16 protein-coding genes and 1 pseudogene are annotated in these 15941 nt (G+C 37.7%); all 17 read right to left on the reverse strand.

Annotated elements, in window-relative coordinates; genetic code table 11:
- Positions 1 to 21 precede the first annotated feature (21 nt).
- The 17 genes and pseudogenes from tnpA to lpxK all read right to left on the reverse strand — a co-directional run bounded on the left by tnpA (position 22) and on the right by lpxK (position 15892).
- Positions 22 to 485, reverse strand: a pseudogene (gene tnpA, locus KH286_RS07175) (IS200/IS605 family transposase).
- Entirely contained in the window at positions 478 to 1779 is a 1302-nt protein-coding gene (locus tag KH286_RS07180) for an S-layer homology domain-containing protein (RefSeq protein ID WP_278617789.1), read from the reverse strand. Before KH286_RS07180 ends, tnpA begins: the two are co-directional and overlap by 8 nt.
- Positions 1780 to 2385: 606 nt before the next feature.
- On the reverse strand, positions 2386 to 3648 hold the full coding sequence (locus KH286_RS07185) for an S-layer homology domain-containing protein (protein ID WP_008715767.1): 1263 nt from the start codon (positions 3646 to 3648) through the stop codon (positions 2386 to 2388).
- A gap of 612 nt (positions 3649 to 4260) precedes the next feature.
- On the reverse strand, positions 4261 to 4833 hold the full coding sequence (lepB, locus tag KH286_RS07190; RefSeq protein WP_008715769.1) for a signal peptidase I: 573 nt from the start codon (positions 4831 to 4833) through the stop codon (positions 4261 to 4263).
- A gap of 9 nt (positions 4834 to 4842) precedes the next feature.
- Positions 4843 to 5712 carry a YitT family protein gene (locus KH286_RS07195; protein WP_038125901.1) on the reverse strand — a complete coding sequence of 290 codons (870 nt, stop codon included), beginning with the start codon at positions 5710 to 5712 and terminating at the stop codon, positions 4843 to 4845.
- Positions 5702 to 6229, reverse strand: coding sequence for a hypothetical protein (locus KH286_RS07200; RefSeq protein ID WP_008715774.1), 528 nt, complete (start codon positions 6227 to 6229; stop codon positions 5702 to 5704). The genes KH286_RS07195 and KH286_RS07200 overlap by 11 nt, the downstream gene beginning before the upstream one ends.
- Before the next feature lie 114 nt (positions 6230 to 6343).
- A complete protein-coding gene (locus KH286_RS07205) occupies positions 6344 to 7558 on the reverse strand; it encodes a DUF3084 domain-containing protein (RefSeq protein ID WP_278617790.1) in 1215 nt (404 codons plus the stop codon).
- A gap of 87 nt (positions 7559 to 7645) precedes the next feature.
- A complete protein-coding gene (locus KH286_RS07210) occupies positions 7646 to 8737 on the reverse strand; it encodes an LptF/LptG family permease (protein WP_119209191.1) in 1092 nt (363 codons plus the stop codon).
- 9 nt (positions 8738 to 8746) lie between these two features.
- Positions 8747 to 9466: an LPS export ABC transporter ATP-binding protein gene (lptB, locus tag KH286_RS07215; protein ID WP_008715778.1), complete on the reverse strand. Its 720-nt coding sequence runs from the start codon at positions 9464 to 9466 to the stop codon at positions 8747 to 8749.
- 9 nt (positions 9467 to 9475) lie between these two features.
- Positions 9476 to 10198, reverse strand: coding sequence for an LptA/OstA family protein (locus KH286_RS07220; RefSeq protein ID WP_004698437.1), 723 nt, complete (start codon positions 10196 to 10198; stop codon positions 9476 to 9478).
- Positions 10199 to 10210: 12 nt separating this feature from the next.
- Entirely contained in the window at positions 10211 to 10747 is a 537-nt protein-coding gene (gene lptC / locus KH286_RS07225) for an LPS export ABC transporter periplasmic protein LptC (RefSeq protein ID WP_004698432.1), read from the reverse strand.
- Positions 10734 to 11666, reverse strand: coding sequence for a lysophospholipid acyltransferase family protein (locus KH286_RS07230; protein WP_004698446.1), 933 nt, complete (start codon positions 11664 to 11666; stop codon positions 10734 to 10736). The genes lptC and KH286_RS07230 overlap by 14 nt, the downstream gene beginning before the upstream one ends.
- 14 nt (positions 11667 to 11680) lie before the next feature.
- The gene (locus tag KH286_RS07235; protein WP_024061567.1) at positions 11681 to 12202 is read right to left on the reverse strand and encodes a KdsC family phosphatase; all 522 of its coding nucleotides are present in this window, start codon (positions 12200 to 12202) and stop codon (positions 11681 to 11683) included.
- Entirely contained in the window at positions 12202 to 13173 is a 972-nt protein-coding gene (locus KH286_RS07240) for a KpsF/GutQ family sugar-phosphate isomerase (protein WP_004695498.1), read from the reverse strand. The genes KH286_RS07235 and KH286_RS07240 overlap by 1 nt, the downstream gene beginning before the upstream one ends.
- Positions 13174 to 13184: 11 nt before the next feature.
- Complete coding sequence (gene kdsA / locus KH286_RS07245; RefSeq protein ID WP_004698452.1) at positions 13185 to 14003, reverse strand: 3-deoxy-8-phosphooctulonate synthase; 819 nt, start codon at positions 14001 to 14003, stop codon at positions 13185 to 13187.
- The gene (kdsB, locus tag KH286_RS07250) at positions 14004 to 14735 is read right to left on the reverse strand and encodes a 3-deoxy-manno-octulosonate cytidylyltransferase (RefSeq protein WP_004695494.1); all 732 of its coding nucleotides are present in this window, start codon (positions 14733 to 14735) and stop codon (positions 14004 to 14006) included. It lies immediately after the preceding gene.
- 44 nt (positions 14736 to 14779) lie between these two features.
- On the reverse strand, positions 14780 to 15892 hold the full coding sequence (gene lpxK / locus KH286_RS07255; RefSeq protein ID WP_278617791.1) for a tetraacyldisaccharide 4'-kinase: 1113 nt from the start codon (positions 15890 to 15892) through the stop codon (positions 14780 to 14782).
- Positions 15893 to 15941 lie beyond the last annotated feature (49 nt).

Here is a 15941-nt window from a genome sequence, read left to right on the forward strand (position 1 = left end):
ACTCGGGGGCTTTTATTTTGCCTATTTTACCGGCTCACCCGTAAACGGGTCGGTATATTCTTTAAAGTTTAATGTATCTTGTGCTATATCTTCTTGTAATTGATTGCGAATATACTCTTTTATCGCTCCTTCGTATCTTCCCACTGTATCCACATAATATCCTCTACACCAGAAATGTCTATTTCCATACTTATATTTTAAATTTGCGTGTTTATCGAATATCATGAGGCTACTTTTGCTTTTTAAATATCCCATAAAACTTGATACACTTAAATGTGGTGGAATAGTTACTAACATATGAATATGATCCGGACAGCATTCTGCCTCTATAATCTCTACATTTTTCTATTACATAAATCTCTTAAAATTTTACCTACATCAGCTTTTATCCGTCCATAAATTATTTGCCTTCTATACTTTGGTGCAAAAACAATATGATATTTACATCTCCATTTACTATGTGATAAGCTTTTTACGTCATTCATTGACATTGAACCTCCTATGTTGAAATGTTGTGGTTGCGTCAGCTTTGTCAGTTTTAGCGCTGTCAGCTGTTTTCCAGTCGAAGCCATAGTATGCGGACAAACCAACATTGGATTGTAATGCATAATCAACGGAAGCCATCCAACCTTTAGCGTTTTGGATGTATTTGTGGTTCCAAGTGGAATCGAGTACAGGTGCGTTTTCTTTAGCGTTGAAGTATTGACCTTTAACGCCCCAAGAACCTTTTTTAGCAATGCTGTAGTCGCCAAAACCAACGCCTGCAGTCCAAGCTGTGGAGTCTTCAATATTAGAAGCTTTTACCCATTCGCCACCAACCCAAACTTTGTCGAAGTTAGTGTTAGCATTGAAACCGTAAACGTTTTTGAATTTATTAAGTTTATCGGAACCACCATTATCTTCGGAAACACCTAATTCTTTGCTACCGTTGAAACGAGCATAGAAACCACCTAAATCAGCATGTTTACCTAATTTACCGTTTAAGCCTAAGTATACTACTTCAGCGTTAGCATCTTTTTCTACAGTTGTAGTTGCTGCAGTCGCACCAGCTGGTGTATGGGAAGCAGTCATAAGATTGCTAGAAGTCAAGTAACCATAAGCAGCTTGGAAGCCGATTTTATCGTTACCAGCGTTGAATTGAGCACCATCGAATTGTGCATCATAAGCTAAACCAGCACCGAATATTTGACCGAAACGACCAGCTTTAGCAGATACGCGTTCGCCAAATTTGTGGTTTACATAAGCACGGTCCATTGTTACTGTAGAAGATTTGGATGCATCACCAAATTCATACGCACCTTTAACACGAACTACAGCGTCAGTACGATCGTTTACTTTTGCATTGAATTGGATACGAGCACGAGCATCAGTTTTGGAGGAAGCATGTTCTTGGTCTTCCCATTTAATACGCGTATCGCCAGTAACTTTTACGTTACCAACGCGGTCTTCCAAACGAGCTACACGAACTCCCAAGTTGTTCAATTCGTTGGAGAATTCATCAGCCAAACGGTTGATCATAGCTTGTTGTTCAGCGTTAGCGCGGTCTTGGTTAGCCATAGCTTTAGCTACCATTTGAGCCATTTCGTAACGAGTGATGTTGTTTTGGCCTTTGAAAGTGCCATCTGGGTAACCGTTAACGATACCAGCGTTAGCCAATTGGGAAACTGCTTGGTATGCCCAAGAATCTGGAGTTACGTCGGAGAATGGGTTAGCTGCGAATGCAGTAGTTACACCCAAAACTGCTGTTGCTGCGAAGATTGCTGCGAATTGTTTTTTCATAGTTGAATTCCTTCTTTCTGAAAAATAGAAATATAAAAGGTTACAAGTCATAACATTCACATTCTACTCTGTTCTTCAGAATAAGAATTACTGGGAGTGTCCACGTTTCCTCGCCACATTCTACATCGAAGTTCTTCGTTTCATGTGTTTGTTACTTCTTGTAGGGTGATATTAGCATAACCAAATTTTCGTGTAAACCCTTTTTTCTCAATTTCATTCTCATTATAAAAATTTTATAATTTAAAATGCCCTAAAATGCATTTATTATCTACTTTTATGCGATATATATTTTTTTATTAAAAATATCAAATTTATCTTTTTTTACACTAAATGAGATTTATTATCACATATATTATTAAGTTATACTAATTAATAACATATCTATTAATTAATCGATAGCTATTTTATGCATAATTGGTTCATAAATACCTCATACAATATATTGTGGAATAGATCGATATACATACTAAGCAAATAAATTTTTACCTTTTACTATATATAGATTTATTTTACTATATATATACTATTATATACAAAAGAAAATATTATCTCTTTATATACAACAAAAAAAGACTTCCGAAGAAGTCTTTTTTGTTTGTGAGGGAATTAGAATTTGTAGTTTAATTCTGCACGGTAGAAATCGGAAAGATCATTACCTTTTTGGTCTTTAGAGTTGAAACCATAACCTGCAGATAAGCCTACGTTATCTTGTACTGCATAGTTTACGCTAGCCATATAACCTTTATAACCATTAGATGTATTTGTTAAGTCATACGCTTGATCCCAAGTGGAACTTACGATTGGAGCGTTAGCTTTTTGGTTGAAGTATTGACCTTTTACATCCCATGTACCTTTTTTAGCGATGTCGTAATTACCATAACCAACACCTGCTGTCCAAGCTTGGGAGTCATTTACGTTGGAAGCTTTTAACCATTCACCACCAACCCAAACTTTATCTTTACGTAAATCTGCATTGAAGCCGTATACGTCTTGGCTATCAGAGTTTACTGTGGAACCATTATGGTTCAAGTTGCCGCTAGACAATTTAGAGTAGAAACCACCAACTGTGGATTCTTGACCAACTTTACCTTTAACACCTACATAAGCTACGGAAGGGTTATCGGATTTGGAATTACCATCAGCAGCACCTGCCATCATGTAACCATAAGCACCTTGTACTTGAACTTTATCATTACCTACGTTCAATTGAGCACCATCAAATGTATCATCGTACATTAAACCGCCACCAATTGTTTGTTGGAAACGACCACCTTTAGCAGATACGCTATTACCAAATTTGTGATCTACATAAGCACGATCGATTGTCGCATCAGCACCTTTTGTGGAGTCACCGAATTCGTAATTACCTTTTACACGAACAACAGCTTCAGTTTTATCATTTACTTTACCATTGAATTGAACACGTGCACGGCCATCTGTTAAGGATTTGCTGTTTGTTTTATAAACGCCTTTATCTTCAGAACCTTGGTAACGGATACGAGCATCACCAGTAACTTTTACATTACCTACGCGATCTTCCAAACGAGATACGCGTACGCCCAAGCTGTTCAACTCGTTGGAGAATTCATCTGCTAAGCGGTTAATCATTGCTTGTTGTTCTGCATTAGCACGATCTTGGTTAGCCATTGCTTTAGCTACCATTTGAGCCATTTCATAACGAGTGATATTGTTTTGGCCTTTGAAAGTACCATCTGGGTAACCATTAACGATACCAGATTGTGCTAATTGAGATACTGCTTGATATGCCCAGCTATCTGGAGTTACATCGGAGAATGGGTTTGCAGCGAATGCTGTTGTTACACCTAATACTGCTGTTGCTGCAAAAATTGTTGCGAATTGTTTTTTCATAATGAATTCCTTCTTTCTTATAAATAAGAATTTATAGTATCAGAAGACATTCACTGTATAAGTGGTATAACTATGAAAGATATATTAGGAGTGTCCACGTTTCCTCGACTATATTATCTATCACAGCGTCACCTCTTTATTAGTGGTGCCTTACTGTGATTAGAATATATCACCGTCCAAATTTTTTGTAAAGCATTTTATACAACTTAATTTGATGAAATTTCTTTCATGAATAAAAATAAACCTATAAACATAGATTTTTACTGCATTTTTCAAAATTAAATTTTGCGCAATTTCATTTTATTTATCTAAAATTCATGTATTTTAGATAATAAACCTACAACTTTTAATTATTAAAAATAATGAATATCATATTATTTAATATTTAATACTAATATATAGACCTAAAATATAATTATATTCCTCTTTTCTATTATTAATACCTTTATTTTGTCTCTCTAATTTCTATTAGTAATAACCTTATCAATGCCATTCATCATATATTATCTCTTAAAATATGTAATTAATAATATTAAGCTATAAATACCCCATTATTTAAATACAAAAAGCCTCTCTATAGTAATTACTACTATAGAGAGGCTTTTAGAAGCATTAAATTGCATAGGATACAAAACCTAGGACGTGATCAACTGGAACAGGGCCAATGAAACGACTATCACTAGAATGATTTCGGTTATCCCCCATCACAAATACATGACCTTCTGGAACAGTAACCGGTGTAGAACGTGTATAATTCATTATTGTATCTTTAGTATATGGTTCTTGTAATTGTTCACCATTACGCCATACATGACCATCTTTAAATTCTAATACATCACCTGGACGACCAATAACGCGCTTAACCCATACATCATTTGTTTGAGCAGCTTTATTAAAGACAGATGCATAGTTCATCAATGGTTCTTCTACATCATCCACCCACGTACGAGCGCGATTAACACGACTATCAATGATTACAATTTGTCCATAATTTGGCATTTCATTCATAATATGATGCCACTTCGTTACAATTAAGTATTGACCATTATGTAGTGTATCCTCCATTGATTCACCAGAAACACGTGTTGGTTGAATCAAGAAAATATGAATTACCATGGCAATAATTAATGCCAATACAATGGCATAAATCCAATCTAATATTTCTTTTACTATTTTATTACTCATATTAACCCCTTAATGACCGTTCTTTGTAAATCTACCACCAAATACATCATGTACATCTTGAATCGTAATAAATGCCGATGGATCTACTTCATAAACAGTATTTTTTAACCTCATAATTTCAAGTCTTGTTACTACAGAATATAAAACATGCTTAGGTTGCTTTAAATAGCCCCCTTCACCATACATAATTGTAACACCACGATTAAGGTTCGCATTTAATGCATCTGCAAGATTCTTAGAGTTCTCTGCATCTGTAATAATCATTACCCCTTTAGATTCATCAAGGCCTGTAATTGTAATATCGATCATCTTATAAGCAATGAAATAAGCGATTAAGGAATACATAGCACTATTCCAACTATATACAAAACCTGCGGCACCAAGAATAATGAGATTCATGGCCATTACGATTTCACCAACGGAGAAAGTGGAACGTCTATCAAAGATGATCGCCACAATTTCAGAGCCATCTAAAGAACCACCATTACGTATTATGAGGCCTACCCCAATACCTAAAATGATACCACCAAAGATAGAACCTAAGAATGGATCTGTTGTGATAGGTGTAAAATCATGAGCAAAGGTAGAGAAAATTGCCATCCATACGATAGAAAATAGTGTAGAGAAAGTAAAGTTTTTGCCATTAGCTCTATAGCCAATATATAAGAAAGGCAAGTTAAAGAGTACGACGAAAATACTAAAGGAAATTCCTGAAAGCTCTGCAGCCATCAAGGAAATACCAACTACACCGCCATCGATGATACTATTCGGTACTAAAAATAAATCTAAGCCTATAGTATAAATTAAGGCCCCTAAGATCATCATTAAGCAACGCATAATAAAGTTCGACCAGTTATGCGTTAAAGTTTCATTTTTCATGCACTTCTCCTTTACCGTACAACTGCTCCATAGCATGTAATCTTTTTTCTTCTAACTCACTAGCATCCATCGTATCACCTTGTATGTCATTAACAGCTTGGCTTAGTTGTTTTGTATATCGTAAACCAATAACAAAAGCTGTCAAATCATCTACAGGTTCAGGTGGAAATTGCATAGACGTAGGGATAATTTTACGCCATCCTGTAGGAGGATTATACTTCCAATATAATTTTCGAGCCTCTTCCGTACTATGCGATTCATCAATTAAGCTAGTCGTAATTTTATGATTTCGTCCAATTTGTTGAAGCGATGGATACAAATATTTATGATTTGTACCATTTCCACATACCATATGAACAATTCCATAGTATTCAGTTAATATACGTTCAATTTCACCATTGAACTGTTTTGTCATAATAATTTTACGACATACCATAGTACCAGAAGGTGTCACAATTGCTACACCTGTTTTTTCATTGCCTGGATCTACAGCCAAAATGTACGTAGTATCAGTCATATTATTATCCTCATTTCTAATACAGCATTTATATTTTAACACAAAACGAAGGTCTTATGTAAAAATTTACATAAGACCTTCGTTTAAAGTATATAAACCAAAATACTATTCAATTTAATAAGCTGGCATTTTAGCCTTATCATTAAAAACAGGCATTTGAGTAATACGTAACTTAAGATGTACAGGACCAGATGAATATGTATCACCATCAACATACGCTTCTACATGAACCTTGCCATGTATTGTAGCAATACGACGAATAGCCGTAAACAAATCATCCCCTGGTATCGTTCCGATATCACCAGATAAGGAGTCTGGAATAATACCTTTCTCTCTTGCCTTTTCATTTACTTGCTTTAAGAATTGAAGCATAGCAGATTGAGCGTTAGGTCCACCATCCATTATAGCAGAATGAATTACTTCCCCATTTTTATAAATAAATTGTTGTGGGTAAACTTGGATAACTGCTACCGCTGGTTCACCAGCAATAATATTTCCAGCAGCAACCACTTGAACCACCATTGGAGTCTTTGCACTATTAAGCTTTTGTGTAGCTACCTCAATATTCTGACGATCTACATATACAACAGCCTGATCTTGATCTTCTATACCAAGACGACGTAATACCAATTTATTTGTATCATCAATAATATTTTTGATGGCTGCATTGCTATCTTCTTCACTTAAACCAGGTCGAACAACAGCTTGCGCCAATAATTGATCAACTTGGAAAAGAATTGTACCTTCACGCAAATGAATAATGCCATTTTGCAACTGTTCCTGCGTTGTCTGTAAATCCTTAATATGAGCTTCCATCTTGGCTCTTGTAGCCTCTAAATCAGCTAATTTTTTAGATACTTCATCATATGAAGCTTGAAGTGTAGCTAACTCAGCTTCAGTCGCATCTTTAGCCGCTTGTGCACTAGCCAACTCAGCCTTAGTTGCATCAACCTCTTTACGAATTTGCTCTATTTCAGCCATTCGTTCTGCTAATTCTTGCTTATTTTGCTCAAGCAATGCTTGTCCTCGAATAAGCTCTTGCGTCTTAGCAGCTACCTCATCATTAAGTTGCTTCATATCTGCTCGTAACTGATCCATCCCAAAGAGCGCTGTTCGTACGCTTTGAGATGTAATAGTTAATACACCTACTGTAGCAGCAGCAACTAACAATCCCGTTACGATAGTAACAATTATGGACGTATGTTTAGGCCGTAATCCAAAGAGGGACATGCGACGCTTACCAACTTTAGTGCCTAACTTATCCCCCATGTAGGCAATAAGTCCCCCCATAAGGGCAATAATAACTAATATTTTAACACCTACTAACATCGAGTCCCTCCTTTCATAAGATTACACAATTATTGGATTCGAAAATATGCTATTTCGTAAATCAAATTTATTTCTTTATATACTAGGTTACTTAGATACACGCCAATTCAAATATAGGCCAGCAATGATGCCTAATGTATCTGGAATTAATGCAGCAAATACGGTTGGCAATGCACCACCTTTACCTAATGCACCAGCAAATGTCATCACCCCATAATAAATAAAGATGATTAAGATACTGATACCAAAACCAATAGATGAGCTAGAACGTTGCTTTTGAAGACCTAATGGAGCACCTACAAGAGCAAATACAAAGCTAGCTAATGGAATTGTAAAACGTTGATACATTTCCATTTCTAGTTTATTGGCATTCGTATAAGCCGCCTTATATGCTTTAATTTGATGACGTAATTCTTTGATTGTTAATTCTTCTGGTTTACGTTGATCTTGTTGAATATCCTTTGGTGCAGACTTAATTGGCAAGGATTGCTCCTTGAACTTCATTGTACGTTCTACACCATCACCAGCGGAAATATCATAAATAATGCCGTTTTGCATCACCCAATATTGACCATTCCAAACAGCAGTATCTGCATTTTCAACTTGTTGTAACTTGCCACCTTCACCAAACTGTTGCACCGTAATCATGCTTAATTTTTTAGTCTCCGCATTGTAGCTTTTAGCATACATTAATGTGCCTAAATCATTACCATTCATTGTTTTTAAAACGATATGATTTTGTGTTTGAGGTGATGCATTTTTCATAATCTGTTCACGCACAATCGTTTGATACATATTATTTGTACGTGGTACAACAAATTCATTAAATGCGACAGCCCCAATTGAGATGATAAGGGCAATAATGTATACAGGCATCGCTAAGCGTAAAAAACTAAGACCACCGGCACGCATAACAACAATCTCACTAGTACTGCTCAAGCGACTAAAGGTCATAAGTGAAGCCAATAGTACTGACATTGGGAATGTTAAGATAACAATGCTTGGTAATGCCAACACAAAAGCTTTCATAACGAGAACTAGCGGTGCCCCATATTCAGTAATATATTGAGCAATTCTAAATAATGTACCTGTGCCAATAAAAATACTGGTAAAAGCAAATACCCCAAATAGGAACGGACCTACAAAAGCTTTTAATATATATTTATCTAATAATCTCATAGTCCCCTCCTATAATCTAAAGTTATCCCCTAAGTAATGCTCACGAGCGATTGGGTCGTTTGCAATTTCTTCAGGGGTGCCTTCTAGGAGGATTTTACCACTACTTAAAATATAAGCCTTATCTACAATCCCCAATGTTTCACGCACATTGTGATCTGTAATCAAGATACCAATACCGCGATTTTTTACATGCAAAATGATTTGTTGAATGTCAGCAACTGCGATAGGGTCGACGCCAGCAAAAGGTTCATCGAGAAGAATAAAATTCGGTTCTAACGCAAGACAACGAGCGATTTCTACGCGACGGCGTTCACCACCAGATAGCTGCATCCCCATACGATCTCGAACATGACCAATATGAAATTCTTCAATGAGGGATTCCACTATAGCTTCAATTTCATCAGATTTCTTTGATGTTGTTTGTAACATAGCACGAATATTATCCTCAACAGTCATGGAGCGAAAAATTGATGCTTCTTGTGGAAGATACCCAATACCTTCAGCAGCTCGTTTATACATTGGAATATTCGTAATATCCTTGCCATCAACGGTAATGATACCAGAACTAGGTCGTTCAATGCCAACAATCATATAGAATGATGTAGTTTTCCCTGCCCCATTAGGACCTAGGAGCCCAACGACTTGCCCCTTATCAACGCGTAAACTAACCCCGTCTACAACATTGCGACCGCTAAAGGTTTTGACTAAGTTTTTGGTTTCTATATACATATTTAATCCTTATTTATTCGGAACAATGACGAGTGTACTACGTCCACCTAATGTTTCAGCAGAATCATCAGCTAAACGAATTTTCAGTTCCGGTGCATTCAGTACATTACCATTTTGAACGGCATGCGCAGAACCAGATAAGAGTACCACTCCATCATTTTGGTTTGGCGTTTGTGTATATGTAGCTCGGTCAGCAGAACCAGACACGTTTCGTTCAGGATTAGAGAAAGTAACATTACCTTGCGCTACAGCACGAACTTCCTTCATCCATCCTTCTACCTTATCACCGGTTAAGGTTGTCCCTTCAGCAATCAAACGGGCATTGCCTGTAACAAGACCGTATTCAGAGTCAGTACTATACTCAACACTGTCGCCAAAGATTTGGCGATCAGCACGTTGTAAATGAACGCTACCATTAGCAGTGAATTTATTATTATTGTAACTGTGAACCGCTTGAGCAGACATAGCCATATCAGAACCAATCATAGATACACCACCATCAAGATTTGCTTCTTGAGTTTTTGTATTGTACCAACCCTTGGCACCAGTCATAGTTTTATCCGCTTGGGTGATAACAACATTACCTGTTGCATCTGCACGACCTGAATTGCCATCATAAGACAATGTATCAGCGCTGATAGTCAACGGATCATTTGCAGCCCAAACTGTAACAGATGCGGTCATGAGTACAGCTAATATAGCCATACCAATCTGTTTTTTCTTATTCATCATATTTCCTCTCAATTACTTCTTTGTTAATTTCGCATGTCCAATGGCTTTAATAATTTTTAAAGACATATTGCCCTCAAGCTTGTCACCTGTGAGGGTTACATCCTTACTGTTATAAGTGAAAGCCGTTTTAGATGTCAATGTTTTCGTTTTGTTATCAAAATGAAGGGCCTCAGTTTTAAATTCTGCACCTTCCGTATTAGTAGCAGTAACGCCTTGATCAATATCAAGAGAATTTCGATCGCCCGTCAGTACAGCATGAGGCGCTGTAATCGTAGTAGTCACATCATCTTGATAGAACAGACCTTTCAAATTGGTCAGAACGATAGCTTTTGTACGCGGGTCATATTCAATCTTCTCAGCCGATAATGCCCATACTAGCTTGCCATCTTTTTCCTCTTGCAAATCCGCACCTTGGAAATTAACGAGTTGTCCACTTTGATTTTGAGTGGAATTAGCCTCATTAGAGTCTTTCATAATAAATACAATAAGACCGATTAGAGCTAATACTATAGCGACCACAATGGCAATTAACTTTTTATTGTTTTTCATGCGCTCTCTCCCGTATAGCTATCTTCTTATCGTAATCAATAATTTGATCCATCTTAGTCATCCAACGGTGTTGGAACCAAAGCCACTCATCTGGATGTTCACGAATAAATTCTTCCGTAACACGTACACAGGCTTCAGTTAGACGATACATATCAACATCTTCATCGCCAGTTTCCTCATAATGTAATGCTGGCAAGATATGAACGATATGCCCTCCTTCAGGCTTACGAGATGCAAAAATAGGTACTACAGGAGAGCCAAATTTCTTTGCAAATGTTGCTGGTCCCATAACAGCTGATGAATCTTGTCCCAAAAACGGAACTGGTAAACCATTTATATATCCATCTTGGTCAGCTAAGAATCCAAGAAGTTTTTTCTTTTTTAAAGCCTTAGCAGCAGAAACGATTTCGTTGCCACCACTAGCAAATACGTCAAGCCCCACCATCTCACGATATTCATTCATAAGGCGTGTGAATTGAGCATTAGGTTGTTTCTTAACAATTGTAGTGGAAGGATATCCATGAGCCGCCATAGCAGCCCCCATCCATTCCCAGTTGCCTACATGGCCAGTAAGAACGATAACTCCCTTATCTTCAGCAATGGCCTTTTCTAAATGTTCAACACCACGCATCTCTATGTGTTTATTGATAAAGGATTTCGTCAGGTTTGGCATGTATAATACTTCCATAACACTGCGACCAAGATTTTTGAACAACTTATTGATTAATTGTTCCGCCTCTTGATCGTTCATATTCATGCCAATTTTAATATTATTTATGCCTCTAAGCTTTTGCTTCTTCGCTATTAGCCCATATACAGGACCTAAACAAGCGCCTATGAGCAAAATGAGCTTGTATGGTAGTCGACAAACAAGCCAACTAATGCCTTTAACTAAATGGTATTGCCATTCGTTATTCATTCTGCCCACCTCCTTTATTGTCCATGAGCATGGGCCTCTCGCGCATAATCTGCAACAACAGAATCCCATAAACCTTGATTCTTCAAGATATATTCTACAGCCTCTCTAACAGCACCATGTCCACCATTGACGGTAGAAATAAATTTAGCTATTGATTTAACCTCTAATACCGCATTGTTTGGTGCCATCGGCAAACCTACGAGTTGAAGAGCTCCTAAATCATTAAGATCATCACCCATGTAAGCAACCGAAGCTAAGTCGATTTGATGTTTTTTACAAAGAGCTCTTAATGCTTCAGTTTTATTAGCATGCCCCATAAGAAGTTCATCAAAATGCAATTCCTTTGCACGGCGCTCTACCATAGGAGATACACGAGCCGTAATAATTGCTAACTTTATCCCTGATTTACGAGCCGCAGTCAAGCCTAAACCATCTTTTACAGAAAAGGCTTTGAGCTCTTCTCCAGTCGATGTATAAATTAGAGTGCCATCTGATAAAACTCCATCAACATCGAGAACAATCCATTGAATATTCATTATACAATGCCTCTACGCAATAAATCCGTAATGTGAACAATGCCAAGACATACATTATTAGTATCAACCACAGGTAATACGGTGATAGGGCGAGGTTGATTTTTCTCCATCAAATGAAGCGCTTCTGCGGCCAGTTTATCCTTTGTAATCGTACGCGGCATAGACGTCATCATATCCTCTACGGGCCATTCTAAAAAATTGCTGCCAGAATCAAGTCCACGACGCACATCACCATCAGTAACTAGACCTAACAAATGTCCTTCTTCATCAATAACATTTGTAGCACCTAAACCTTTTTCTGTCATTACAAAGAGTGCATCACGAACGGTAGCCCCTTTAAATACTGTTGGATTATCCTCGCCACCATGCATGATATTTTCTACAGTCAACAATAATTTGCGACCTAAGGAACCACCTGGATGGAATACAGCAAAGTTTTCTGGAGTAAAATGATGGCGTTCCAATAAACATACTGCTAACGCATCACCTAGTGCTAGGGCAACAGTAGTACTTGTAGTAGGTGCTAAACCTAATGGGCAAGCTTCTCGTTCTACCTCTGCCAACAATACAATATCAGAATTTTTTGCTAATGTAGACTCTGGTTTCCCTACAACACAGATTAATTTAGCTCCTATGCGGCGCAGAGACGGCAAAATACTAATGATTTCTCCTGTTTCACCACTATTAGAAAATGCTAACACTACATCATCTTCAGTAATCATACCAAGATCACCATGCACGCCTTCACCAGGATGCATAAAAAGTGCCGGTGTCCCTGTACTAGCCAAGGTAGCCGCAATTTTACGACCAATATGACCAGATTTCCCCATTCCTGTACATACTACACGGCCCTTACAAGCCAAAATCATATTTACAGCATTTACAAAATTGTGATCCAAACGAGAACTTAATTCTTCAATAGCACGAGCTTCCTCATGAAGCACCTGTGCCGCTTGTTCTAAAATAGTCACAAATACCGCCCCTAACCTTTTACGATTTTATCAATAGCTACTAAATCACGAAGCACAGCTTCGAATTGATCTAAATACAACATATTAGGACCATCAGACAATGCTTCCTCAGGATTATCGTGTACTTCAAAGAATAACCCATCTACGCCACTAGCCACAGCCGCACGTGCCAAATTTGGTACAAATTCACGATTACCACTAGATTTAGTTCCTGCACCACCTGGCAATTGAACGCTATGAGTAGCATCAAAGATTACAGGATAGTCGAAAGAACGCATAATTGGGAAGGATCTCATGTCAACTACGAGGTTGTTATAACCAAAGCTAAAACCACGTTCGGTAAGCATAAGATTTTCATTACCTGTTTCTTTCATTTTATTTAGAACATTTTCCATGTCCTTAGGAGCCATGAATTGACCTTTTTTAACATTTACGCATTTACCAGTTTTAGCAGCGCCGTAAACAAGATCAGTCTGACGGCATAAGAAAGCAGGAATTTGTAGAATATCTAATACTTCAGCAGCAGGTTCAATTTGCTCGATAGAGTGAATGTCACTGACAACGGGCACGTTGAGTTCCTTCTTAATAGAAGCAAGCATTTTTAATCCTTCCTCAAGACCTGGTCCGCGGAAAGAACTAAAGCTAGAGCGATTAGCTTTATCAAAAGAAGCTTTAAAGATATAAGGAACACCTAAACGTTCGCATATCTCTTTTGCTCGTTTACCGATAGCTAATGTGCGGTCATAGTCCTCAATAACACATGGACCTGCAAGGACAAATAAACCTTTGCCACCACCCACTGTAATATCTTTAATTTGAACTGTTTTCATTTATTTCTCCTCTTGCTCGTAAATTGCATTAACACGAGCTAAGTCTTCAGGTGTATCAACACCGATAAATCGTTTATTTGTTAGAATAACACGAATTGTATAACCGTTTTCTAGAGCACGTAATTGTTCTAGAGATTCTGTTTGCTCCGCCGGAGTTGGCTCCATCTTAGCGTAGTTTAATAAGAACTCTCTACGATATGCATAGATGCCAATATGTTTTAGTGGCGGACGCACAAAGTCATGACGAGGATATGGGATTAAAGATCTAGAAAAATACATCGCATCATTACGATTATTTAAAATGACCTTTACCGCTGATGGCTCCTCGTACTCTTCCTCTAATAAAGGAGTAGCTACTGTGGCCATCTGCAAGTTTGGATCTTCCTCAAATAGACGTGCCAAGTCATCAATAAGATTTGGATCAATCATCGGTTCATCACCTTGGACATTGATAACAACATCTAAGTCTGTATAATGACTAGCAACCTCTGCTAATCGATCCGTTCCTGTAGGGTGATTAGGATCTGTCATCATAACAGTTCCCCCAAACTGTTGTACTGCAGAATATACGCGGTTATCATCAGTGGCTACAATTGTACATACTGTCTTTGTAGCTTGTGATACCCTTGCATAAACCCGTTCAATCATAGGTTTACCTGCAATATCAGCTAATGGTTTGCCCGGTAATCTTGTAGAACCATAACGCGCAGGAATAACACATCCAAACTTCACGATAAAACCCCATTTCTGTTATTCGTGTATCTTATTATTATACACTAAATCTCTAAATTTTCTATGAATTCTTGTTTTCCAGAAATAAATTCAATCCCTATAGATAGCACCAGAATCGGTATTTTTAAGTCTTCAATTGCATGCAACTGACTTAACTTAACTGCATCCTTTTCTGTAATACAAATAGCATCAGCTTGATGAGCAAATGCTTGTTTCCAAATCTCAACTACATCATCATTTGAAAAGTCATGATGATCTCCAAATGGCAAGGTATGAACAACGTTATACCCTACATCAGTTAACGTTTGTGTAAAGGATTGAGGGTTTCCGATTCCACTTACAGCCATAATACGTTGTTCCTTGTAAGCATCTACAGAAGCCCCAACAGAACCATTAGCCCACTCATCTAAGGTGTACATAAATTGCGGTTTATGTGTTGTTTCATAGACAGGTATATTGGGAATCATCTGAGTTAATCGCTTTCGAATTCCGGATACAATACCTGGTGCTACTTGATCAACCTTAGTAAGAACGATAATATCCGCGCGCTGTAAACCACTAAGGGGTTCACGTAATAGTCCCCGTGGTAACACATGTTCATAGCCAAACGGATTGGATGCATCAATTAGTACAATATCAATATCTCTTGCTAGTGCACGATGTTGAAATCCATCATCCATAATAAGACAATCGGCACCTAGCTCATTAATAGCGATTTCTGCAGATTTGGAACGTTCACGTCCAATAATTACATTGGATTTTTGTAAAACCTTAGCCAGTAACCAAGCCTCATCACCACTGATAGATGGCTCTACAAGCATTGTTCCGTCTTTAGAAATAATAATATTTTTGTTATTATCTTCTGCACGGTACCCACGACTAAGAACAGTAGGATGAAGGCCCTTCTGAGTAAGCACATCACAAATAAATCGCACCATCGGTGTTTTTCCAGTACCACCAGCCGTAATGTTGCCAACGCTGATTACAGGCACCGTAACTTTCGTAACGCCTTTACCCTCATCAAATCGAGCATTGCGTATTGATACAGCTTTCTCATAACCTTTACTCAAAAGGCCTAAACTGGAGCGAGCTATATCACCTAATACGGATTGATCTTCACCACTAACGATGGATTTGAATAATGCTTCCCCACTCATAGGTGACGCCTCCTATTATGTAATACAGTAAACTAATCTACAAATTTAG

The sequence above is a fragment of the Veillonella parvula genome (assembly GCF_018378075.1).
GTDB lineage: Bacteria > Bacillota > Negativicutes > Veillonellales > Veillonellaceae > Veillonella > Veillonella parvula_K.